The organism is Legionella sp. PC1000, assembly GCF_014109805.1.
In the GTDB taxonomy this organism is placed as follows: Bacteria; Pseudomonadota; Gammaproteobacteria; order Legionellales; family Legionellaceae; genus Legionella; species Legionella resiliens.
The window spans coordinates 358,378-382,134 of record NZ_CP059400.1 but is presented as its reverse complement, the minus strand read 5'-3'; the positions used below and the strand labels follow the sequence as shown (position 1 = coordinate 382,134).

Genomic DNA, 23,757 nt, shown 5'->3' with positions numbered 1-23,757 from the left:
CTGTTACATTTCATTAAACATTAAGTAAAAGGCGAGCTGGATCTTCCAATAATTCTTTAACGCTCACCAAAAATTGTACTGAATCTTTACCATCAATCAACCGATGATCATAAGATAAAGCGACATACATCATAGGACGAATTACAATTTGTCCTTTTTCCACCACAGGTCTGTCTTCAATTTTATGCATTCCTAGTATACCTGTTTGCGGCGGGTTAATAATTGGGGTAGCCAATAACGAACCAAATACCCCACCATTAGTAATAGTAAAGGTACCTCCTTGCATGTCTTCCATAGCCAATTTGCCTTGTCTGGCCTTTGTAGCCGAATCGTTAATTGCCAGTTCAATGTCTGCCATACTCATCTGATCGGCATCTCGAATTACGGGGACTACCAGGCCTCTCTCTGTGGAGACAGCAATACCAATATCATAAAAGCCATGATAAACCACATCTTGGCCATCTATGGAAGCATTTACTGCTGGAAAACGCTTTAATGACTCAACAACTGCCTTGGTAAAAAAGGACATAAATCCAAGCTTGACCCCATGTTTTTTCTCAAAACTGTCTTTATATTGAGCACGCATGTCCATCACTGCTTTCAAATTGACTTCGTTAAATGTGGTCAACATTGCCGCGTTATGCTGGGCTGCCAATAAACGCTCTGCAATTTTTGCCCTTAAACGGGTCATCGGAACACGTCGCTCTTCACGCAAGCCCATGGGTGTCTTAGGTGTCTCTTCTTTTTTACTCTCTCCAGATTTAGAAGTTTTTTCTCTATTGGATTCTATGTAAGAGAGAACATCCTCTTTAGTAATACGCCCCTCCTTGCCACTGCCCTGAATTTGCCCTGGCTGTAGATCATGTTCTGCCAGCATGCGACGTACTACAGGACTGGTTGATTTATCTTCCTTCGCACTTACTTTATCACGTTCCGCTTCTTCACTTTCCTTCGCCGTTTCAGTTTTCTTTTCTTCTTTTTTTTCTTCTTTAGCGTCAGAGTCAGAGCCTTCTTTTATTTTTGCTAGTAACTGGCCAGACTGTACTGTATCACCTTCTTGAAACTTGATTTCAGCCAATATTCCATCAGCAGGAGCAGGCACTTCTAATACGACTTTGTCAGTTTCTAGGTCCAGTAAATTTTCATCACGGGTAACTTTATCACCTACTTTTTTGTGCCATGCAGCTACAGTTGCATCAGCAACTGATTCAGGCAAAACAGGTACTTTGACTTCGATAGACATGATTATACCTTCTTATTTTATTAAATTTGTTAACACATTGTAGTCTGGGGAAAAATGAAATTGCGCCAGACTACGATAAACTCAAACTCAGTCCAATAAAGCTTGCTCTACTAAAGCTTGCTGTTGCTGTGCATGCAGTGCTGGACTCCCAACAGCAGGTGCGGCAGCAAATTCTCTTCCGGCATAATGCAAGGATTGCTCGGGACGTAAACAATCTTTTATATTATGTTGGGAAGAGAACCAGACTCCCTGATTTTGTGGCTCTTCCTGGCACCAAATAATTTGCTTAGCTTGGGTATATTTATTTAGCTCTGTTGTAAGTGCTTTTTTAGGAAACGGGTATAATTGCTCGATTCGCACTAAAGCAATATGGTTTAACTCTTTATCACGACGCATTTGCAGTAAATCATAATAAACTTTTCCACAGCACAATACTACTTTTGTAATTTTTTTCGGATCAAGCGTGTCAATTTCCGGAATAACGTTATGGAATTTACCTTTAAATAAGTCCTCTAAAGGAGAAACCGCTAATTTGTGACGTAAAAGGCTCTTAGGTGTCATGACGATTAAGGGTTTCCGGAAATTACGAATAACTTGTCTTCTTAACAAATGGAATATCTGTGCCGGAGTAGTTGGGGTACAGACTTGCATATTATGCTGAGCACAAAGCTGCATGTAACGCTCCAAACGAGCTGATGAATGCTCCGGTCCCTGTCCTTCATATCCATGGGGTAACAACATGACTAAGCCACATAAACGGCCCCATTTTTGCTCACCAGAACTGATGAATTGATCAATAACTACTTGAGCACCATTAGCAAAATCACCAAACTGAGCTTCCCATAACACTAAGAAATTTGGAGCAGAAGCAGCAAATCCATATTCAAAAGCCAGTACTGCTTCTTCAGACAGTACCGAATCGATTACAGAAAAAGGTCGGTTCAACTCATTCTTTATTTGCTCAAGTGGAACAAACGTTTCCCCAGTTTCAGCATCATGTAATACAGCATGCCTGTGCGCAAAAGTTCCTCTTCCAGAATCCTGACCGGATAAACGCACGCCATAACCTTCCTGAACCAGACTGGCGTATGCCATAGTTTCAGCATATCCCCAGTTCATCGGTATCTCACCTGCGGTCATTTTATCTCGTTCATTCAATAATCGTTGAACTACGGAGTGTAAAGTAAAACCTTTAGGTAAAGCATTCAATTGCTTGGTTAGTTTTTGTAAGTTTTCCTTGGTGATCGTTGTATCTACTTTATCTGTCCATTTTGCCTTCGAATAAGGAGTCCAATCAACCGCATATTTCCCTTCATAATCACCGTGTACCAAGTCCACTACTGCCTTACCCTTATCTAAGGTATCACGATAGGCATCCACTAATTTTTCAGAGTCTTTCCTCGTCAACACACCTTCCTGAATAAGACGATCGGCATAAATTTCACGTAAGGGACGCATGGATTTAATTTTTCGATACATAGAAGGTTGAGTTACTGCCGGCTCATCTGCTTCATTATGCCCATGTCGGCGGTAACACACGAGATCAACTACAACATCCCGTTTAAATTTCATTCTGAAATCAAATGCGAGCTTAGTCGCAAATACGACTGCCTCAGCGTCATCACCATTCACATGAATAACAGGTGCCTGAACCATTTTGGCAACATCAGTACAATATAGAGTAGAACGTGCATCCAAAGGATTACTGGTAGTAAAACCTATTTGGTTGTTAATAACAATGTGAACCGTACCACCTGTGCAATAACCACGGGCCTGAGAAAAATTGAACGTTTCCATCACGACGCCTTGGCCGGCAAATGCAGCATCTCCATGAATGACAACAGGGACAACTTTCTCCTTTTTCTTCAGATCATCGCGGCGGCCTAACCGAGAACGAACAGATCCTTCTACTACTGGGCCAATAATTTCCAAGTGTGACGGATTAAAAGCTAAAGCCAGATGCACTACTGAGCCTGAATTTGTTTTTATATCCGAAGAAAAACCTAAATGATACTTCACATCACCAGTACGTTCATATTTTATTTTTCCTTCAAATTCCTGGAAAAGCTGGTTAGGTTCTTTACCTAAAACATTTACCAATACATTGAGACGGCCTCGATGTGCCATACCAATAACTACTTCTTTAACGTTATCCCTTCCAGCACACTCAATAATTTCTTTCATCATAGGGATGAGTGAGTCGCCCCCCTCAAGAGAGAATCGTTTTTGTCCCACGTAGCGGGTCCCTAAATAACGCTCTAAACCATCTGCAGCAATTAAATCTTTTAAAATTTGCAGTTTTTTTTCTTTATCCAAGTTAAGACGACCATGCACAGACTCCATTCGCTCCTGCAGCCATTCTATTTCTTCGGTATTAGAAATATGCATGTATTCAATACCAATACTACCGCAATATGTTTCACGTAGTGCTTGATATATCTCATCCAGAGTCATTTCTGGACCATTGAACGTGGTGCCTGCAAAAAACTTTCGGTTTCTATCTACATCAGATAAATGATGATGCTCCAATTCCAATGCTGGTACGGGGGTACGTTCTGTCATCTCCAGAGGATCGAGTTTAGCAGCATGATGCCCCAATGCACGATACGCATTAATTAAATCTGCAATTCTGAATTGTTGGCTATCTGAAGCTTGAACAACAGGTACTGCTTTTTTATCTGCATTCTGCAAAAAATAATCACGGATATCTCGATGCGAGAATTCCTTCTCGGCACTATTAACCTTAGGTAAAGCGCTGAATACTGCGCGCCAATCGGATGAAACCGAACTAGGATCAGCAAGATAATCTTCATAAAGACTATCAACATACGCCATACTTCCACCAGACAAATAGGAAGAAGCCCATTCTTTTTGCAGATCGGAACTGCTCATTTTCTCTCACTCCAAAGGGATATTAATCTCTACGCCATTTACAATTGGCTATTCCACTCATCCACGTGGATAAAACAGCTATCCCCGCTAGGGCGGGGATCATCCTTATACTGGTTTCGAGCCCCTCACAGAAGATAATTCCCGTTTTTATTGAGAATTACATGCTCCTATTTAATGGCTTTACCAGATACCTTTTAATAACAAGAAAAGTACTATTAGGTTTCTTGCGTCAACATTTGTAAGCGAATATCTGCAATCGCCTTCATTGGATTGAGTCCTTTCGGGCAGACACTGGTACAATTCATAATGCTCCGACAACGAAACACACTGAAAGGATCTTGTAATTTATCCAAACGATGTGCCGTTGCAGTATCTCGACTGTCTGCTAAAAATCGTCTTGCCTGTAATAATCCCGCTGGACCAACATACTTTTCTGGGTTCCACCAGTATGAGGGGCATGAACTGGTACAACAGGCACATAAAATACATTCATATAACCCATCAAGTAATGCGCGCTCTTCTGGGGATTGCAGGCGTTCTTGAGCAGGAGGTACCGCATCATTTTGCAAATAAGGCTCTATGCGCTCGTACTGTTGGTAAAACTGGGACAAATCAACTGCCAAGTCACGGATTACTGGAAATCCAGGTAAAGGACGAACAACTATTTTATCGGTCTTTAATTGAGATATATGAGTAATACAGGCTAAAGCATTAGTCCCGTTAATGTTCATACCATCCGACCCGCACACCCCTTCGCGGCAGGAGCGTCTATAGGTTATAGAAGGATCCTGCTCTGCTTTTAAACGCTCAAGTAATGTGAGCACCATGGGATCACTTTTAGCCGGGATCTCCAATTCATAATCTTTCATATAAGGCTTAGCATCCACCTCAGGATTATAGCGATATATTGATAGGGTCAAATTTCTACTATCTGCCATGTAATCTATCCTCTTTAGTAAACGCGTTCTTTCGGCGCAAAAGGTTCGACATGTTTAGGTGATGCATTAACCGGTCGAAAATCAATCTTCTCACCTTCCTCAAAATATAGCGTATGTTTAATCCAGTTCTCGTCATCACGTTTTGGATAATCTTCACGACTATGAGCACCACGACTTTCCGTGCGAACAATCGCAGACTGCGCTGTTGCATATGCAGTTGCCATTAAATTATCCAGTTCTAAGGCACTAACCCGCTCTGTATTAAATATCTTACTTTTGTCTTCCAGTTTGGCATGCTCCAAACGCTCACGCAAAGCCTGAAGACGCTTCAAACCTGAAGCCATTACTTCTCCAGTGCGAAATACACCGAAGTCTTCTTGCATTACACGTTGCATTTCATCATGAATTACAGCAGGACTTTCGCCCTCTGTTGAATCATTCCATCGGTTATATCGCTGTAACGATGAAGCAATATCATCATCGCTGATGTAAGCCATCTCTGGTAATTGATGTGATTGCCATAACTCTTCAACGTGCAGCCCTGCAGCCCGACCGAAAACCACTAAGTCTAGTAAGGAATTGCCGCCTAACCGGTTTGCGCCATGCACAGAAACACATGCACACTCGCCTACCGCATACAATCCCTCTACGATATGTTCCTTACCATTGGTTTTGGTAAGTACTTGGCCATACATATTCGTTGGTATTCCTCCCATGCTGTAGTGGCAGGTTGGAACTACAGGAATCGGTTCAACAATTGGGTCAACTCCTGCGAATTTCATAGATAACTCACGAATGCCTGGCAAACGTGACATGATAAGATCGGCTCCTAAATGATCCAGTTTTAACTTAACATGATCAATCCCTTTAGGATCAAAACCCTTACCTGCACGTATTTCGAGAGCCATAGAACGAGCGACTACATCTCGAGAAGCTAAATCTTTAACCCGCGGTGCATAACGCTCCATAAAACGTTCACCGTCTTTATTAATCAAATAACCGCCTTCACCCCGGCACCCTTCGGTGACTAATACACCAGCCCCAGCAATGCCAGTAGGATGAAATTGCCACATTTCCATATCTTGCAAAGGAATGCCAGCTCTTAGTGCCATACCGAAACCATCACCGGTATTGATAAATGCATTGGTTGTGGATTGGTAAATACGACCAGCACCACCAGTAGCCAGGATGCAAACTTTTGACTGGAAAAATACTACCTCACCTGTCTCAATACACATGGCAGTAACACCAGATATGTGGCCCTGAGAATTTTTGACAAGATCAAGAGCATACCATTCACTAAATACATGTGTTTTGGCTTTTAAATTTTGTTGATACAGCGTATGCAGTAAAGCATGCCCTGTTCTATCTGCTGCAGCACAAGTGCGCGCAGCCTGGTCTCCACCAAAATTTTTGGATTGGCCACCAAACTGACGTTGATAGATTTTACCATCATCCGTACGTGAAAAAGGCAACCCCATGTGTTCTAGTTCATATACAGCTTCTGGCCCTGTTTTACAGAGGTACTCGATTGAATCCTGATCACCAATATAATCAGCACCCTTCACTGTATCATACATATGCCAGCGCCAATCATCTTCATGGGCATTTCCCAATGCACAGGTAATACCCCCTTGGGCAGATACGGTATGTGAACGGGTTGGGAATACTTTGGATAAGAGTGCGACTTTTAATCCAGAATTTGCCATCTGCAGTGCAGCACGCATTCCGGCTCCGCCTGCTCCAATAATTACTGCATCAAATGTGTTACGTGCAATTGCCATGCTACTGCCCCCAAAGGATCATTAAGCCCCAGATAAATTGACTAAGGAGCCATAAAACAACTAACATTTGTACTGATAAACGCAAGGCAGTACATTTCATATAATCTGTAGTCACAGTCCAAATACCTATCCATGCATGCAATGAAAGCGCAAACAATGCAATAAGTGATGCAATCCGAACCAGGGTATTAGAAAAAAGAGCATGCCATTGTGCGAAGCCCAATTCAGGATGCAATAACAAAAAACCAATGATAAAAAAAGAATAAACAGCAAAATAAACTGCTGTAACTCGTTGAATCAACCAATCCTTTAACCCATTACCTGTTAAGCTGGTGACATTATTTACCATATCCAAAATCCTAGAAAAATTGACAAAATAATGGCAAGAATAATGACTAAAACAGCAGAACGCCGACCGGCATCAAGATGCTCACCAAATCCCATATCCATCACAAGATGCCTAATCCCTGCAAGCAAATGATATATCATCGCAGCCCCAAATGCCCATACCACCACTTTATAAACGGGATGAGACAATAAATCTTTTACCTGTATAAAGGCTTCTTCCGATTGCACTGATTGACCAAAAATATACAACATTATGGGTAACAGTAAAAATAAAACCACCCCTGAAATCCTATGTAAAATTGATGCTATAGCCATAGGGGGAAATTTTAAACTACCCAAATCCAGATTAACGGGTCTTTTTTTGTTCACTGTGAGTTTCTTCCTTAATTAGAAAAGTTAATTAAATAAAGCACAAATGCGAAGTATAGCACTCTGTTTTTATCGCGCAAGATTAAGACGCTATGGAATTCGAGCAAAAGCAAACTTTGATTCATTGTAATAGAGTGAAGAGTCAATTATTTTTTTGTTGTTATTTTCACCATGACTTGAGCGTCAGCACTGTGAATAGCATGCATACAAAAATCAAGTGATATGTATTAAGATGCATCGAGTACTAATTTATACAATTTCTGTTCTAAGTGAGCGCTCCTTATCATGGTACTCTGAAGAAATCGTCTCTTTTAATTCTAAATAATCCTTATTATCATTGCTAATGACCGTAATTAACTCTTTAAGATGTCCATTGCTCAATTTATCAGTATCTAAACTTTCTATGTTTGAAACATCTTGTATCAACTTTCGGGCAATACCTAAATTTATTTGTGTCTGATCTTTGTTAAAAAAGAGTTTCAATCCTCCTCGGTAAGGTAATTTATTCTCTAGCCAAGACTCTCTAACAGAAATATATTTTTCAATTGCTTTTTTAGCTGCTTCTTCCTGAGTAAAACCTGCTGCATGCAGCGATTGATAATAATCAATGAAACGATTTTTAAAAGAAGTTATTCCTTTTTCTTGAAGTGACGATTTTTTAGAGAAAATATGACTAATTTCCAAAAACTTATCCTTTATTCTCTGATGACCCCGCCAAATTAGAACTTTATCTTCAGCCGGACTATACGCAAGGTTATAACTTGTTGTACTCGAAGGAACTTGAATAATATTTATATCATGCTGAACTTTCATTTGAGTTAATTTATCTTTTAATCGCTCTATTTCATTTGAGTCATCAAAAGAAATACTGCCTCTAAACATTTTAATATCTACTTTATCCCCCGGCTTTAATGACTTTATTGCCTCATAATAAGCTTTATCAGATGACTCAGGGGTTCCACTGTACTGATCGAGCCAAAGTACATAGCCATTCTCGTTTTGGTTTAAATTATTTCGGGGGGCGGTGACTCAATGGAAAAATAACTTGCAGCACATGAAAATATGAATTACTGACTTACCCGGTTAATTAACAAGAACTTAGTGTATAATTAATGCGCTTTGTTTTTTTATAGGTAAATATTCCATGCTAGAAACTGAATTTAATTCACAAGAAATAAGACTAGTCGACCTCGCCTCCAGAGGACTTTTTCGAACAGTAAACAGTCGTCAATATATAAAATCAACTTTAGCCATGGCCAAAATTCGGCCCGAAGTGATTGACAAAGCAGTAAAAACCGCAATAGCTGCAGCATCTCAAGTTTCAACAGAAGAGGCTGAGAAACGATGGAACATTGTCATCATGTTATGCAGCTTAAAATCAAAAACTCATCAACCAAGTCAAAAAATTGCAGACTACGCTTTAGAGCAAGCGGCAATGGTCGCGGCTAAAATCAATAATTGGGAGTTTTTTATCGCCCTCACAAACTTAACTGATCCAGCACGTAAACCAAGTCAGAAAGCTATAGACAAGATATTAGTGAATGCAGGATTAGCAGCAACTAAAATAAATAATTGGGATTTTGTGTTCGCACTTTTAAACTTGACTATCCTAACACGTCAACCAAGTCAAATCGCTGTGGACAGAGTGTTCGAGCTTGCAACAGTAACAGCACTTCAAACTAACAATTGGGAAGCTGTTATCGCTCTTGCACGCTTAGCTGCTCCAGCACTCCAGCCCACTAAAAGAGCAATCAATGCAAGCTTAGAACTCGCGCTATTAAGGTTGATACGATATGAACGTCATGGTGATATAGAATCCTCTTCTAAGGTATGTGAGGCAATTAAAGCTATTATAAGCCTAAAACCGCCGGCAAATGTACCCGATAAAGAGCTAGTGGATAAAGCATTATATACTCTACAGAGACGAACCGATAAACACTTCATCCTATCAGCTCAATATGGAGAATGGGAAAAGCTTTTGAATTATTTCATTCAAGACCAATGGGGTAAGCCTTCTCAGAAGGCAATGAATTGTGCATTAACTTATGCATTAGCAACAGTGGGGGAAAATCCTCCAAGGGGAGTTTTTAAGGCACTTTGCAGTTTTATGCAACCCGACAAAAGAACTGCTGGTACTTTGCTGCTCGTTGCAGCCAGAATAGGACGCATTGAGGTTGTCCAGCTGCTGTGCAATTTAGAGGAACAGAATAAACCTTCTCTTTATTTCATTAAAAATGCGTTACAAATTGCACAGCACGCTGGGAATCAGGAAATTACCAGTTATCTCTCCTATGAACTAATGCATCAGCATCACTTAGAACACGATCCTTTAGCCCTGACAAAAACAATACTTACAGACTACTGTGATCATCATACCACTATGAGTCAATTATTTAATACCCAGTTAAAGCAGGTAAAAACAATTCTTGCTAGAGTAAAACGAGCAGACAAAGAAACAGAAGAAGATGTCAGGAATAAAGCAGCAAGCGATGCGGTGGATCAATTAAAAGCAATGAGCGGAATAGATAAGGAATTAAAGATTTGCATTGATTACATTGATGAGCATTGCCGTAAAAACGAACACCTTGCATTAAAGCAAAGCCTTAATTCAATCTCATTTGAAAATTGAAAAACTTCAGCTCAGGGAATTTAAGATAATAAATTCTTATCTTTTAGGACCTGAGCTAGGGCCTTTATGTGGCTGTCTATAGGTGTCACGTGGAGATTCAGAAGGATACCCATACTTATCCGCATTTTGTTTGACAATTTGTAAATAACGCTCACCCCATGCACCTGGATCAAAGTTAGTTACTACGACGTTATAAGGTAAATTGATAATTGATTCAAAAGCCTTTCTTTGGGGGAGCAAATGTCCGCCGAAAGCCACTTGAACTTCCGTTTCTTTATCAATGCCCCCTTCTTTTAAACGCTCAACCAATATATAAATCATTTTTTCTATGGTCATATAGAGCTTATACATTGACATACCAGCAGAAAGCATCTCTTCGCTTTTAGAAGTAGACAATTTGGATCCTGAATCAAGAATAGGATATACAAATTCATACTCGTTTGTTCCTGTTATAAGTTCTGGTTTGAGAATTATTGCAGGAGAAATAATATCTATAGTCGGAGATACAATATAAAGTTCAAAATCAGCCCAATGCCACCAGATTTGATAAACACGTTCTACTAAAGTTACTGGATCATTTAAATCCTCTTCCATTTGCAGCTTGCGAAAATCGATGCTGTTCTTGTTCTCATCAAGAAGTTCGAAGTTTTCTTCAACATCAGGAAAGTCTGGGTTTTCTTCAATAGGAATATCTGATTCATCAGCCATTTGTATACCGCATTTTTCAAAACCATATGATTATTATATTAGCCCAAATTTGGTGAATGAGCACGAAAGTTAAAGTAACTTAAGTAAAAAACCCGTAAAAAAATGTAACTCAAGTGCGCGGCAAATTACAAAAGATATTGATAAAATTCAGGGGAGTTAGAACGACACTTAAAGCATGTGCTTTGACAATTCCCCTTTTCCTGACACTTACGTATTACACCCTTACCTATCCATAAATCAAGCATAGGTTGTAATGCTGTGAGTTCCAAGCGAAACTCTCGAGTCAATTGTTGCGTGCTCACTACACCTTCACGGCAAATGTAATTACGTATTTGCAACAACATGATTCCTCCTTACGCTGCGTTTGATGTATTGGCGCAAGCCTATAGCAAAAAATAAAACGAATAAGAATACGATAATCCCCAAAATATTGTGCTCCGAACTCTGAATCCATTTAGCCACTTGATAAAATAAAACTGCTGCGATATAGGCAACAACAAAAGACCAAACTACAGAAATCCACATATATTTTCTATTTGCCTCTTGTCGAATTACCGCCATAGTAGAGACACAGGGAATGTAAAGTAGAACAAATAACAGATAAGCATATGCCCCTATTTTTCCATCAAAGCGCTGGGCCATTATTCCATATACGGACTGAGATACGGGGTTATCTGCTGCACTAGCTAATACAGGATTGAGCAAAGCAGAGCCTAGTTGAGCTAAATTCTGCGGTATAGACCATAAGGCTGCCTTGATGCCTGCTAAAAAATCAAAGTGTGCAGTGGCAATTTCCCCTACGTGACCTATTTGTGCATACAGTGAATTTAACGTCCCAACCACTACCTCTTTGGCTAACATGCCCGTTAACAACCCGACTGTGGCAGGCCAATTATCTTGATGAATCCCCATGGGTGCAAATAGAGGAGTAATCCATTGCCCCATTAAAGACAATAATGATTGAGTACTGGCTTCACCCGAATTCACTCCGCCGCTCAAAGTAATGGCATTTAAGCCACCTAAAATAACACAAATTGGCACAATTAATTTGCCTGCCCGTACTATAAAAAAACGCAGTCGCATAAAAGTTTCTTTAAATAAGCGCTTGAGTGCAGGTTTATGATAAGCAGGAAGCTCCAAAATTAAGGGGGAGGCATTTCCCTTTAACATAGATTTACGCAAGATAAATCCCGTTAATACAGCCATCAAAATCCCGATAAGATACAAAGAAAACACGATGTTTTGTCCACCAGAAGGGAAAAATGCAGCGACAAATACAGCGTAAATGGCAAGACGTGCGCTACATGACATAAAAGGACTCATCATGACGGTTAATAACCGATCGCGCTCTGAATCCAAGGTACGTGCTGCCATAATCGCAGGAACGTTGCAACCAAAACCAACAATCATCGGCACAAAAGACTTGCCAGGCAAACCCATCATTCTCATTGCTTTGTCAACAACAAAAGCTGCCCTTGCCATATATCCAGACGTTTCCAACAAAGATAAGAAAAAGAACATTGCAGCAATAACGGGGATAAACGTTAACGTGGTATTTATACCTTTACCTACACCATTCGCCAATAAAGCAATCAACCAATTGGGAGCATGAATCTGTTGTAATAACCAGGCAGTGCCTTGTACAAATAGTGTATCAGTACTGATATCAAAAAAATCTTGAAAGGCACCACCCACATTAATTGCAAATAAAAACATCAAATACATCATGGCAAAAAAAATAGGGAGGGCAAAAAAACGATGTAACATAATCTTATCGAGTTTTGCAGTAAAATGTTCACTGGCATCACTGTGTTTTTTCTGTACAGATTCAACCATGGCGTGTATTTTCTGGTATCGAGCATCGGCCAATAATATATCAAGACTGGGATCCGCTTCGTTCAATAAAGTCAAATCCTTAGCAATCTCCTTGCCGAATAACAATCCATCTCCCTCAGGAAGTCTACGTGCATAATAATAAGCAAGCGATTGGCTATAACCTTCATGAATTAATGTATTTTCCAGGGTCTCTAAAGTCTGTTGTATGGACTCAGAGACAGGTAATACCCACGGAATCATGGTCTGAGGCATTCGAGTCAGTTCTTGCATCAGCTGAGATATACCTACCTTTTTATGTGCCTGGATAGGAATAACAGGGCAACCTAATTGTTGTGACAAGGCATTTGGATCTATGGATATACCCCGCTGCTCGGCAATATCCATCATATTTAGTGCGAGTAGTACCGGTTTGCCTAACTCCAGGATTTGGGTGGTCAAATATAAATGCCGTTCGAGATGACAGGCATCGATCACATTAATGATACAATCTGCCTCCATAGTGGCAACAGCCTGTGCAGCGATTTGCTCATCCTGACTGATTCCATCCGCATTAGCTGCTAGAGAATAAACTCCTGGCAAATCAGTCACTTCAAATCGCTGCTGATCGACAAAGAATTTCCCCGTTTTCTTTTCAACCGTAACACCCGGCCAATTTCCTATACGCTGATTGTCGCCAGTTAATGCATTAAATAATGTGGTTTTACCACAATTAGGGTTACCTACTAACAACACATGAGTCATATTCGCTCCAAAATCAATTGACTCGCCTCTTCCTTACGCAACGTTAAAGCAGTTCCTCTGACTTCAATTTGTATAGGGCATCCTAAAGGGGCAATTCGGACAACTAAGAGCTCTGTACCACAAGTCACACCTAAAGATAAAAGTCTACGCCTGTACTGCATATCAGTTGTACCAAAACTGGTTAACCGTGCTTTATCGCCTTGTACCAACTCTGTAATTTTTATCATGTCCTAACAGCAACCCGTGAAATAACCTAATTTTAGCATAAATGAAATCGAGAATCATTCTCAAATAAGAAAAAAAATATACATTTATTTTAATCTGACCATTCGTAGTCTAGGTGTGAAAATTCAGAAATATTTCTGCTAAATGCTTCGTTTCCCTCCAACTAAGAATTATTTGTAATGAATTCCTGAAGCTCTCTTTTAGGATGACGTGCTAAATAATCCACTGACTGCATTTCCAATAACCGACTTAAGGTACGTTTAAAGGTTTCTTTCATTTCACCCTCGAGATACAATTCATCAACCGTCACTTCTGCGGAAATAATAATATTAATTCCACGATCGTACATTACGTCAATAAAATGAATGAACATAATCGCCTGTAACGTATGATTTACTGTAAGCACAGGTATGTTACTTAGAAAAATAGTATCAAACTTATCCGCGAGCTCTAAGTAATCCAATTGGCTGCGAGGTAAATTACACAGAATATCAAAGGAAAACCAAATCGCCTTTTCAGCACGCTTAAGATAAGGAATTTCACGATTTTGTATCGTAATTACCCCATTTTCTTTAAACTCAGCCACTAAAAGTGCGAATTGTTTTTCCATGGTTTGTTCAGTTTGTTCATTTAAAGGAAATAAATAAGCATCTAATAAAGGGGTTCGCCCAACCCGATAATCTCTTTGTTCATTTAAATACAGCACCTCGCAATGAGCTTTAATTGCGGCAATTGCAGGTAAAAATCGTTTGCGATGAACTCCATTTCGATACAAATCATCAGGGGGTATATTCGAAGAAATTACCAAAATAACGCCATGTGCCGTCAAAGCTTGCAATAATTCGGCCAAAATCATGGCATAAGCCACGTCATGCACCATAAATTCATCAAAACAAAGTACTCGTATTGTTTTTGCCAATTCTTTAGCAATTTTACGAAGCGGATTTTTTTGTCCTTGCAATTGTCTTAAGCGAGCATCGACTTGTTGCATGAAATGATGGAAATGAAAACGAGCCTTCTTTTTTTCTTCAAGACAATCGTAAAATAAATCAATTAAATAGGTTTTTCCCACACCAACAGGACCGTAAAGATATATGCCTTTGACCTTAGATTTAATTAATGGATAAAGCCAGGATGAATTCGATTTGTTCACGCTATCGATAAGGTGTTGCATACGTATCAATATGTCACGTTGTAACGGATCATCATCAATTTCACCACGATGAATCGCAGCTTCATATTGAGTAATCAAATTCATTATAAAACAACCTGAGAACGAATATATTCCATGAGTTTTGTTTTCAGATCTATTAATTTTCCATGAAAAAAGTGGCCGGTATTGGCAAAACGAATTACCGGTATTTCAGGATTGCTCTGGGAAGCAAAATCAAAAACCAAAGCAGGAGGAACAACCTCATCTTCATCACCTTGTATAATAAGCCAGGGATAAGGAGCGGGATTAAATTCACGATAATCATAATGATGCACCGGAGGAGCTATCGTAATTAAGAGTTGTGAATCCGTTTGAACTGCTGCACGATAAGCCACGTAAGAGCCAAAAGAAAAACCAGCAAAGATGAGTTTCTTTTCGGGCTGCTCTTTTTGCCATTCACGAACCAAAATCAGCATGTCTTCGCTTTCGCCAATCCCTGAGTCATAAGCTCCTTCCGATTGGCCTACCCCACGAAAATTAAAACGTAATGAAGGAACACCTAATTCTCTAAAAGCACGTGCTAATGTAGTAACTACTTTATTGCTCATTGTGCCTCCTTGCAAGGAGTGTGGGTGGCCCAAAAAGGCTATAAAAGCAGAATGATTGTGTTCTGGAACAGTTAAAACTGCTTCCAGTTTCCCAATTGCTCCTTGCAAAAACAAAACATGTTCCCCTGGGAGCGCTAATTTTTCAGTGACTTGCATAAAAAACCTATTGTCATAAAGTACATTTTCACGCGACTACTCAGTAGCTTTCCACAGCAGTAGGCTATGAAAAGCATGAATGATAACTCAGAATTATAGAGGAACAAAATGCATAAAAGAGTCAATACCAATAATAAACGACCATCTTTTTCTAAGCATTTTACTTTTAGAGACTTTTTTACATTTCAGTTACTCTATTGTTCTTAAGAAAAATAAAATGAACTAAAGAGGCTTGGCGCCTCTAGCATGACTGATATAAGTGATGGATTATCCCCATCGGTTACACCTTAATTTTGAAGCGCAAGGGCACTGGCAGCACTCTTCTCATTGTTCAACGAATAATTCATTTTCTTCCTTAATAGCTCGCGAGCAGGTTGCTCAACGAAATAATGAAGCAACGTAGCAACGATAATAGCCGCTGCTAAATCAAGTACAATGGGTAAGTGGAATGGATGTAAAACTACTTGAACCATAAGTGCAGATAAATAAAAAGCATAAGAAATTTTGCCCATGAAAAATGCTAACTTATTCCCAAAAAGCATTTTGGACAGTCCTGAGTTATTGGAAAGGCCCATGATAATCAATGTGGCAGGAACTATGGTTTCCCATAAGGTAGCACAGTAAAAATTCAGAATAAGACATACGCCAACTAGAGTCAAAATATCATAAACGACACTATTATTCGTCCATTTTTTGATCTTTTCTACCAGAAAATACACGACACATCCCCAGAAGAATGCCCAGAAAAATAGCACCAGAGAAATTCCATGAGAAAATGTAAGTTGACGGCCTGTATTTAGAAATTGATGTGCTATTCCCCAATTTATAAGAGCATCATAAAAAGAATACCTTATCTGAGAGTAGATAATTGCCATGATGATAAACAATGCCCACAGAGGAGCTTTGGCAAGTCTGCTGATGAATAGCGGAAAAAGCAGATAGCTGAAAAACTCGGTACTTACTGACCATGAAGGTTGATTCCACGAAAGATGCTCTGTGAATCCCCAGGCCTGGAGCAGTGCAAGGTTTAATATAAATGTTTTCCATGTATTGCTCGGCTGAAGATCAATTCCAACCCATACAAAAGCACCATAAAGTATAAGGGTCACTAAATGTAGTGGATATACGCGAGCGAATCGGGCAAACATAAAACTACGGTATCCAATTGTTTTTTTTGCAAATTTACTAGAGTACACATAGGAAAGGATAAAACCGGAAAGCACAAAAAATACCGTAACACCCGAGGCCCCATAACTGGCAAGTTTCATTGCAAAAGTATCGCCTTGCCATTCCCCTGATGCATGTAAAAAGAAAACCCAAAGTGCGGCATATCCACGAAGACCAGTTAACCCTTTTATTTCTGTGGGATCAGAGTGAGTAAATAACTTCCTATTTAATAGTTCCATTATAAATTTCTCATTTTAACTATGAAGATTTTTAGTGCTCATCCAGTCTCTTGAACATCGAATTGTCATCGATAATCATTGTAGATTGGCTTTATTTGAAAAATAAAACAGGCAGAGTATAGATTTTGAAAGGTCTGGCTTAATTCTTAGACTTCCATGTAAAGTTCCTGAAAAAGATTTTCAAAAACAAAAAATGGCTCAATGGATGCCCTTCCCTAATTGTACCTTTGCCAGCGCTAGAGCATACTACAAACTATATTTATATGATAGGTCGGATCCTTACCCCGTAAATGCATAACTTATCGACTCTTCTCAACTACCTGAATTTGCAATATGATAGCCATTGTGTGCGTGCTGATAGCTGTGCATAATGCGCTGACCCGAGTTGGCAGCGACTTCTATTTTAATTTTTTTGGAGGACTTGATCCATGCGACAGGTACCTATATTGTGTCTCGCTTTTCATTTTCACGCTTACTTCCCTTTAGTAAGGAGTAACGCAGCATGAAAATTCATGATTTCAAACGCAAAAAAGAAGAACAACAAAAAATTTCCATGATTACCTGCTATGATTATCCATCTGCTTGCATTGTAGCTGAATCAAATATTGATTGTGTTTTGGTCGGAGATTCTGTGGCTATGGCAGTACATGGCCATGATACAACCATTATGGCTACGATGGAGATGATGATACTTCATACCCAAGCTGTAGCACGTGGCTTAAAACAACAATTTTTAATCAGCGATCTTCCCTTTTTAAGTCATAAAAACTCACTGACTCAATCTGTAGAAAATGTAAAATGCTTACTTCAAGCAGGAGCCCATGCTGTGAAAATTGAAGGAGCCGATGCAGATACATGTCACACTATTTCTTATCTGGTCAACGCAGGTGTCCCAGTTATAGGTCATATCGGTTTGACCCCACAATCCATTCATCAATTAGGCGGCTATAAAGTACAGGGAAAAAATCAGGAACAAGCAGAAAAGCTTATCCAGCAAGCTCATCAGTTAGAAGCGGCAGGCTGTTTTGCTCTAGTACTCGAATGCATACCTCAACAGCTTGCATTAACAATAACCAAGTCATTGAGTATCCCTACTATTGGTATTGGAGCGGGTCCTCATACCGATGGACAAGTACTTGTTTGGCATGACATGTTGGGTTTACAGACTGATTTTAATCCCAAATTTGTTAAAAGATACCTCCAAGGCAAAGAAATTCTGTTGAATGCATTAAATACCTATGTTCAACAGGTTCAACAAGCTAGTTTTCCAGCAACCGAACATTCATTTTAATTGGAGAGCAGAATAATTCTCTTATTTGCTTGATGTGTTTATGGTTGAACGAAAATTACGATGAGAAAGCGCAGCATGCATCAGTCTGTGAGCATTTATCAGAGTATTTTTCGTTCAAGATGAGCCAAATATGGCTTTCCGGTCATAGGTTGTAAGCGCTTACGAGAATTATTCACTCACAAATTCCTAAGGAGTAACTCATGCACATTTTTCACAATCTCGACGAATGGTTACGCTTTCGTAAATCTTTATCTACCGAATTAACTCTGGGCTTTGCACCAACAATGGGTAATTTACATGCTGGGCATGCGTCTTTGTTTTTAGCCAGCCAAAAAGAAACGGATCATACTGTATCCAGTTTATTTGTAAATCCTACGCAATTTAATCAGGCTGAAGACTTTAAACATTACCCTAGAACATTAGAAGCAGATCTCAAAATTATGGAAGATTGTGGTGTTGATTTTTGTATTCTTCCGGATGAAAAATCAATCTATGCTGATGAATACACTTATCAGGTGCATGAACGCCAGCTTTGTCAACTCATGGAAGGAAGCCATCGACCTGGACACTTTAATGGTGTATTAACCATCGTCATGAAATTGTTGAATTTAGTTAAGCCTCATCGAGCTTATTTTGGTGAAAAAGATTATCAACAATACTTATTAATTCAAGGAATGGCTAAAGCATTTTTTATGGATGTTGAAATCAAAGCGTGTCCTACAATTCGTGAAGCCAGTGGTTTGGCTTACAGTTCTCGCAATAATCGACTCAATAAAGAGCAAAAAGCTTTAGCTGAAGAATTTGCCGCAATATTTCAGCAAAAGGTACTCACATGTGATCAAATCATAAAAAAATTAACAGAAAAAGGGATTGGGGTGGAATACGTTGAAGAACACCAAGGCCGCCGTTTTGCTGCGGTACGTGTTAATGACATCCGCTTAATTGATAATTATTTATTAGGGTAATTTCTAAATTTTGTTGTAACTGGCTGTTTTGCAGCCAGGTCTATTGTGATGGAAAAAATCCCGTTAGCAGCAACAGGATTGTATCTTTAACTTGTAAACAAAAGAGCGTGATCATATCTCTGCCTACGCCACACGGCTTGTCCGCGAGGTCCATGTATTGCAGATTACCTGGATCCCTGGACAAGCCGCGGGACGTAGTAGTACGTGGACAATAGTTATAATAACTCTGGAATTGCCTCGTCTGGAACCTTTACTGTTGTAGAAGGCTGTAAAACGTATCGATATGGCGTGCCAAGAGCTGTAGATTGTGCAGGAATACCAGCCCAATGGGTATTTTCGGGTAAACATTCCCCTTTCATGAGTAAAGAAAGGCTACCTAAAGAAGAATTTTTTTCCATTAACGTGTTGTAAAGAACAATTGAACCTACACCAACATTACAACCAGAGCCAATAGTCACATGAGATACTTTAAATATTCTATCTTCATAGAGATGGGTTTGGATTATTGTCTCCGCATTAATGCAAACATCATCACCAATCGTAATTAAGTCAAACTCAGAAAATTCCGCGCTATCTGTGAAAACCCTTTTCCCTGCTTTAGTTCCCAGGCAACGATGTACCCAAAGCGCAAAGGGAGTTCCTAAAACTTTGTTAGTCCAATGTGGGTTCGTATAGTAGTTATACGAGTATTCGATCACATCATTTTTCCAAATAAAGGAGTCCCAAATAGGTTTAGTTAATGGTTTTAATTTACCTAAAATTCCCCATTTTAGAGCTACCAATATTCCAACAAGGCAGACAGTAATGAACATCTCTGTTGGTGGAAGCACCAGTGCTGTCATAAACCATGAATATTCGTTCAACATATAATCCAATACATAAAGCATATTGAATAATCCAATCAATGAAAATGTTGATGGTAAAATAATTCGTATAAACTCAATGAATAAACGCATGCAGTAGAGTTTTTTGGATGGATAAAATGTATCTTTATCAGAAAAACCAACAAATAACTCTCGTTTTGGGAGAAATACAGCCGGAGAACCTAACCAAGCAGAATAAGGTTCCATTGCTTTGTCTCTTGGCGGAGTCACTGATAAACATCCTAATAAAGTACCTTCACCAATGGATTTGCCTGCAGATAATAAACTTACATTCCCTACGAAAGCTCTGCGTCCAATAGCCACCGGAGCAAAAGAAATGACCCCATTGCAAACATGAGGCCAGGCTAAAGCGACTGAACTGGCAGTAAAACCACCTTCTTCAATAGTCACCAGGTCAGGAATAATATGAGGTGTTTCTCCCATTTCCACTCCTTTACCTAGTTTTGCTCCCAATAATCGTAAAAAGGCTGGCATATACAAAGTATCCGCCATAACTGAGATTTCATCCCCATCCAGCAACTTCACCATGAGCCAATGACGAAAATAGTACACACTCTTCAAAGGATAATTGCCAGGTTTGATCTTATTCATAATAACTTTTTTACAGAGTACAATGCATGAATAATATAAGCCTAAAAACAGAATTGCCCCTAAAGGTATTGCAAAAAACATAGTCGTAAAATAATGGCTTTGATCATAGTAATAGCTAATCAAAGAGATTGAGGGAATTAAGCATAAGTAATATATCCCCATGACAAAAATGATGCCTAAGTAATGCAAAATACCAAAAAGAGTATTTTTCATCATGCTCGATTCTTCAACGGTAACTTTTTTCCGTGTAACGTGGTCGACAGGGACAGCACCAGGGACTGCAGGAGAACCCGAAAAGTAAGTTCCTTGAGGAATTAAACCCTGATCAGGCAACATGGACATTTCATCCAGGAGTGCATTATCTTCAATCCGGGTATTTAACCCAACTACTGCCCGCGAACCTACATAACAATTATTGCCGATATTGATGGTTCCAATTTTTAACCATCCATCCTCAACAATATAGCCATTAAGCCTACAATCAGCACCAATAGAAGTATTATCTCCTATGGTTAATGAATCATGGGCAGAAATCTGCATGGAACCCAAATAACAATTTTTACCTATTTTGGCCCCTAATAAGCGATAATAAATACCGGCCAATGGCGAGCCAACTAAAAATTTGGCTAAAAACAAATTCTTTTGCAATCTTTGCACCAACCACCAGCGATAATAGAACCATCCCCAAAGAGGGTATTTTCCTGGTTTCACTCGTCCCAGTAAGAGCCATTTCAAGCCAATCGTTATCAATAAGGAAATGATTGGCATCGATAGAAATAATACTAAAAGTGCTAGCTGTGATTCTCTGGAAATAATTGAATACTCAGAACTAACCCAGCTGTAGCACAAAATAACAGCAAGCAGTTGTAAGGTACCTACCGCATATTGCAATAAGCAGCCAAAAAACTGACCAATACCACATAAATAATATTTCCATTGGGGCACACTATACTTTTTGGGGGCCGACTGATTTTCCTCAACGTGTGCATAGAAATTAGGTTCACGAAACTTCTGCTCCAGTTGAGCAATCGTTGGATTTTTATATAAATCCAAAATTGAGATGTTTTTTAAAGCAGATATTTTTCGCAAACTAGAAATTACTTTTGCCGCATGTAATGAGTGTCCACCTAAATCATAGAAAAAGTCTGCATTTACGGAAATATTCTTACAATCAAATACTTTTTCCCAAACCCATGCAATTTCCTTGGCTAACTCAGATTCAGGCGCATTATAAGGGCTCTCTGCTTTTTGTTGTACGGGTTTAGGAAGCTCTTTGCGATTCACCTTACCACTAGCTAAAACTGGAAGAGTTTCCAAAACTTCGATTAAAGAGGGGAGCATATAATCAGGTAAATGTGACCTTAAAAAAGCTTTAAATTCATTTGCATCGAACGCGTTATATGTATCAAGAATCAAATAAGCAACTAAAATAGGTTGTTCCAGTGTTTGCAAAGAAACCACTGCTTGTTTAACTCCAGCAAATTGCATAATAACGGCTTCAATTTCATTGAGTTCAATGCGAAATCCACGCAATTTGACCTGATCATCCACGCGTCCCACAAAACGCAGATTCCCGTTAGAATCTCTTGAAACTAAATCACCTGTTCGATATAAACGTTGATGTTTATTTACAGGATTTAAAACGAATTTTTCGGCTGTAATCTCAGGTCGATTAACATAACCACGTGCCAAGGCAACTCCAGCAATACAAAGTTCACCTTCCTCACCATCAGCTACTTCCTGCAATTGTTCATCCACAATGAGTACTTCATAACCAGGCAGGGTTTTACCAATAGTAATTTCTTGCTCAGGATGACATTCTGCATAAGTCGCGATAATCGTTGCTTCAGTAGGACCATAAGTATTGATAATGCGCAGACCCGATCTGCTCCAGCGCTTAACCAAACTGGGTGGACAAGTCTCTCCCCCCAAGATTAAAAGACGCAAATCAGGTAATTGTCCTTCTAAAGAAGACAATAGAGTGGGAACTGTAGAAAAAACACTAACCCGATGCTGTTGTAAAAAGGAAACCAGACCTAAACCGGATCGGACCTCTTTTGCAGTACACGCGACAAGGGCAGCACCATTGGCAAAGGCCATCCAAAACTCTTCTAAAGAAGCATCGAATGCCAATGAAAAACCTTGGTATACCTTATCATTACTTTTTATATCATAAAGTGTGCTCGCAACTTCAACGTAATGACAAATACTGCGTTGCGTAATTTCCACGCCTTTGGGCTTTCCTGTTGAACCCGAAGTGTAAATGATATAACACAAATCATCAGTGCTTAAATCACCTTGGGAAGTTAGTCTCTGGGTAGGGTAGTTGGAAATTCTTTTGGCAAGCTTATCAAGAGCGTAAAAAGTTGGCCATGTCAGATTTTTTTGGTCTAATTGCATTGAAGAAGTTAAAACTGCATCAAAGGACAGATCAGAAAAAATATAATTAATACGTTCGTCTGGATACTCTACTTCAAGAGGCACATAAGCTGCACCTGTTTTTAAAGTAGCGAGTATAGCAATATAGCACTCTATAGAACGCTCTAGTAGAATGCCTACAATGCTGCCTGTGGATATTTTATTCTCATGGAGATAATGAGCTAATTGATTCGCCCGATTTTCTAATTCCTGGTAGGAAATAAATGCATTATCACAAATCAAAGCAATATTGCTTGAATAATTATCAGCCGATCGTTCAAAAAAGTGATGCAATTTCATAGTGTTATATTCGGGTGAAAAACTCAAGTTTGAATTGACTCCTACTAATTGCGCCATTTTTTCACAATTTTAAATTGATTTTTTTATTGTTTATTTTTAATAATAAAGAGGCGAGTAAGAATTTTGTGAAGCCAATGATATTATATTTAGCAGAAATAGTAAAAGGCTTATGAAAAAAACGCAGCAGCAGGAACATTTTTATTTCTGCCACAAATATTAGTTTAGGTACATATTACAATGTAGGCTAAATGAAGCCTACATTTTCCATATTC

General features: G+C 39.2%; 18 protein-coding genes. 3 read left to right on the top strand and 15 right to left on the bottom strand.

Annotation, left to right across the window (positions count from 1 at the left end):
- Positions 1–13 precede the first annotated feature (13 nt).
- The 7 genes from odhB to FOLKNPGA_RS01680 all read right to left on the bottom strand — a co-directional run bounded on the left by odhB (position 14) and on the right by FOLKNPGA_RS01680 (position 8,456).
- Entirely contained in the window at positions 14–1,243 is a 1,230-nt protein-coding gene (gene odhB, locus FOLKNPGA_RS01710; protein ID WP_182351460.1) for a 2-oxoglutarate dehydrogenase complex dihydrolipoyllysine-residue succinyltransferase, read from the bottom strand.
- Between the two features lie 87 nt (positions 1,244–1,330).
- Entirely contained in the window at positions 1,331–4,135 is a 2,805-nt protein-coding gene (locus tag FOLKNPGA_RS01705; RefSeq protein WP_182351459.1) for a 2-oxoglutarate dehydrogenase E1 component, read from the bottom strand.
- A gap of 215 nt (positions 4,136–4,350) precedes the next feature.
- The gene (locus FOLKNPGA_RS01700) at positions 4,351–5,073 is read right to left on the bottom strand and encodes a succinate dehydrogenase iron-sulfur subunit (RefSeq protein ID WP_182351458.1); all 723 of its coding nucleotides are present in this window, start codon (positions 5,071–5,073) and stop codon (positions 4,351–4,353) included.
- A 14-nt stretch (positions 5,074–5,087) separates the two neighbouring features.
- On the bottom strand, positions 5,088–6,857 hold the full coding sequence (sdhA, locus tag FOLKNPGA_RS01695) for a succinate dehydrogenase flavoprotein subunit (protein ID WP_182351457.1): 1,770 nt from the start codon (positions 6,855–6,857) through the stop codon (positions 5,088–5,090).
- Between the two features lies 1 nt (position 6,858).
- On the bottom strand, positions 6,859–7,206 hold the full coding sequence (sdhD, locus tag FOLKNPGA_RS01690) for a succinate dehydrogenase, hydrophobic membrane anchor protein (RefSeq protein WP_182351456.1): 348 nt from the start codon (positions 7,204–7,206) through the stop codon (positions 6,859–6,861).
- Positions 7,200–7,574: a succinate dehydrogenase, cytochrome b556 subunit gene (sdhC, locus tag FOLKNPGA_RS01685; protein WP_182351455.1), complete on the bottom strand. Its 375-nt coding sequence runs from the start codon at positions 7,572–7,574 to the stop codon at positions 7,200–7,202. The genes sdhD and sdhC overlap by 7 nt, the downstream gene beginning before the upstream one ends.
- A gap of 249 nt (positions 7,575–7,823) precedes the next feature.
- The gene (locus FOLKNPGA_RS01680) at positions 7,824–8,456 is read right to left on the bottom strand and encodes a hypothetical protein (RefSeq protein WP_182351454.1); all 633 of its coding nucleotides are present in this window, start codon (positions 8,454–8,456) and stop codon (positions 7,824–7,826) included.
- Between the two features lie 262 nt (positions 8,457–8,718).
- Here FOLKNPGA_RS01680 and FOLKNPGA_RS01675 point away from each other — a divergent pair, with 262 nt between their 5' ends.
- Entirely contained in the window at positions 8,719–10,203 is a 1,485-nt protein-coding gene (locus tag FOLKNPGA_RS01675; RefSeq protein ID WP_182351453.1) for a hypothetical protein, read from the top strand.
- Between the two features lie 36 nt (positions 10,204–10,239).
- Here FOLKNPGA_RS01675 and FOLKNPGA_RS01670 read toward each other — a convergent pair whose 3' ends face one another.
- From FOLKNPGA_RS01670 to FOLKNPGA_RS01640, 7 genes are all read right to left on the bottom strand, one after another.
- Positions 10,240–10,911, bottom strand: a complete 672-nt coding sequence (locus tag FOLKNPGA_RS01670) for a virulence factor (protein WP_232890429.1) — start codon at positions 10,909–10,911, stop codon at positions 10,240–10,242.
- 125 nt (positions 10,912–11,036) lie between these two features.
- Entirely contained in the window at positions 11,037–11,255 is a 219-nt protein-coding gene (locus FOLKNPGA_RS01665; protein ID WP_182351452.1) for a FeoC-like transcriptional regulator, read from the bottom strand.
- Entirely contained in the window at positions 11,236–13,488 is a 2,253-nt protein-coding gene (feoB, locus tag FOLKNPGA_RS01660; protein ID WP_182351451.1) for a Fe(2+) transporter permease subunit FeoB, read from the bottom strand. Before feoB ends, FOLKNPGA_RS01665 begins: the two co-directional genes overlap by 20 nt.
- The gene (locus tag FOLKNPGA_RS01655) at positions 13,485–13,715 is read right to left on the bottom strand and encodes a FeoA family protein (RefSeq protein ID WP_182351450.1); all 231 of its coding nucleotides are present in this window, start codon (positions 13,713–13,715) and stop codon (positions 13,485–13,487) included. The genes feoB and FOLKNPGA_RS01655 overlap by 4 nt, the downstream gene beginning before the upstream one ends.
- Positions 13,716–13,876: 161 nt before the next feature.
- Positions 13,877–14,971 (bottom strand): cell division protein ZapE, encoded by a 1,095-nt coding sequence (gene zapE, locus FOLKNPGA_RS01650; protein ID WP_182351449.1) that lies wholly within the window; start codon positions 14,969–14,971, stop codon positions 13,877–13,879.
- Positions 14,971–15,630, bottom strand: coding sequence for an alpha/beta hydrolase (locus tag FOLKNPGA_RS01645; protein WP_182351448.1), 660 nt, complete (start codon positions 15,628–15,630; stop codon positions 14,971–14,973). Before FOLKNPGA_RS01645 ends, zapE begins: the two co-directional genes overlap by 1 nt.
- Positions 15,631–15,917: 287 nt before the next feature.
- A complete protein-coding gene (locus FOLKNPGA_RS01640; protein ID WP_182351447.1) occupies positions 15,918–17,036 on the bottom strand; it encodes an acyltransferase in 1,119 nt (372 codons plus the stop codon).
- A 502-nt stretch (positions 17,037–17,538) separates the two neighbouring features.
- On the opposite strand from FOLKNPGA_RS01640, the gene panB reads away from it, so the two are divergent.
- Together panB and panC are read left to right on the top strand one after the other, a co-directional pair.
- Complete coding sequence (panB, locus tag FOLKNPGA_RS01635) at positions 17,539–18,327, top strand: 3-methyl-2-oxobutanoate hydroxymethyltransferase (RefSeq protein ID WP_182351446.1); 789 nt, start codon at positions 17,539–17,541, stop codon at positions 18,325–18,327.
- Between the two features lie 200 nt (positions 18,328–18,527).
- Entirely contained in the window at positions 18,528–19,292 is a 765-nt protein-coding gene (panC, locus tag FOLKNPGA_RS01630) for a pantoate--beta-alanine ligase (RefSeq protein WP_182351445.1), read from the top strand.
- A gap of 215 nt (positions 19,293–19,507) precedes the next feature.
- Here the strand turns inward: panC and FOLKNPGA_RS01625 are convergent, their stop codons facing one another.
- Positions 19,508–23,542: a Pls/PosA family non-ribosomal peptide synthetase gene (locus tag FOLKNPGA_RS01625; protein WP_255466035.1), complete on the bottom strand. Its 4,035-nt coding sequence runs from the start codon at positions 23,540–23,542 to the stop codon at positions 19,508–19,510.
- Positions 23,543–23,757: the final 215 nt, after the last annotated feature.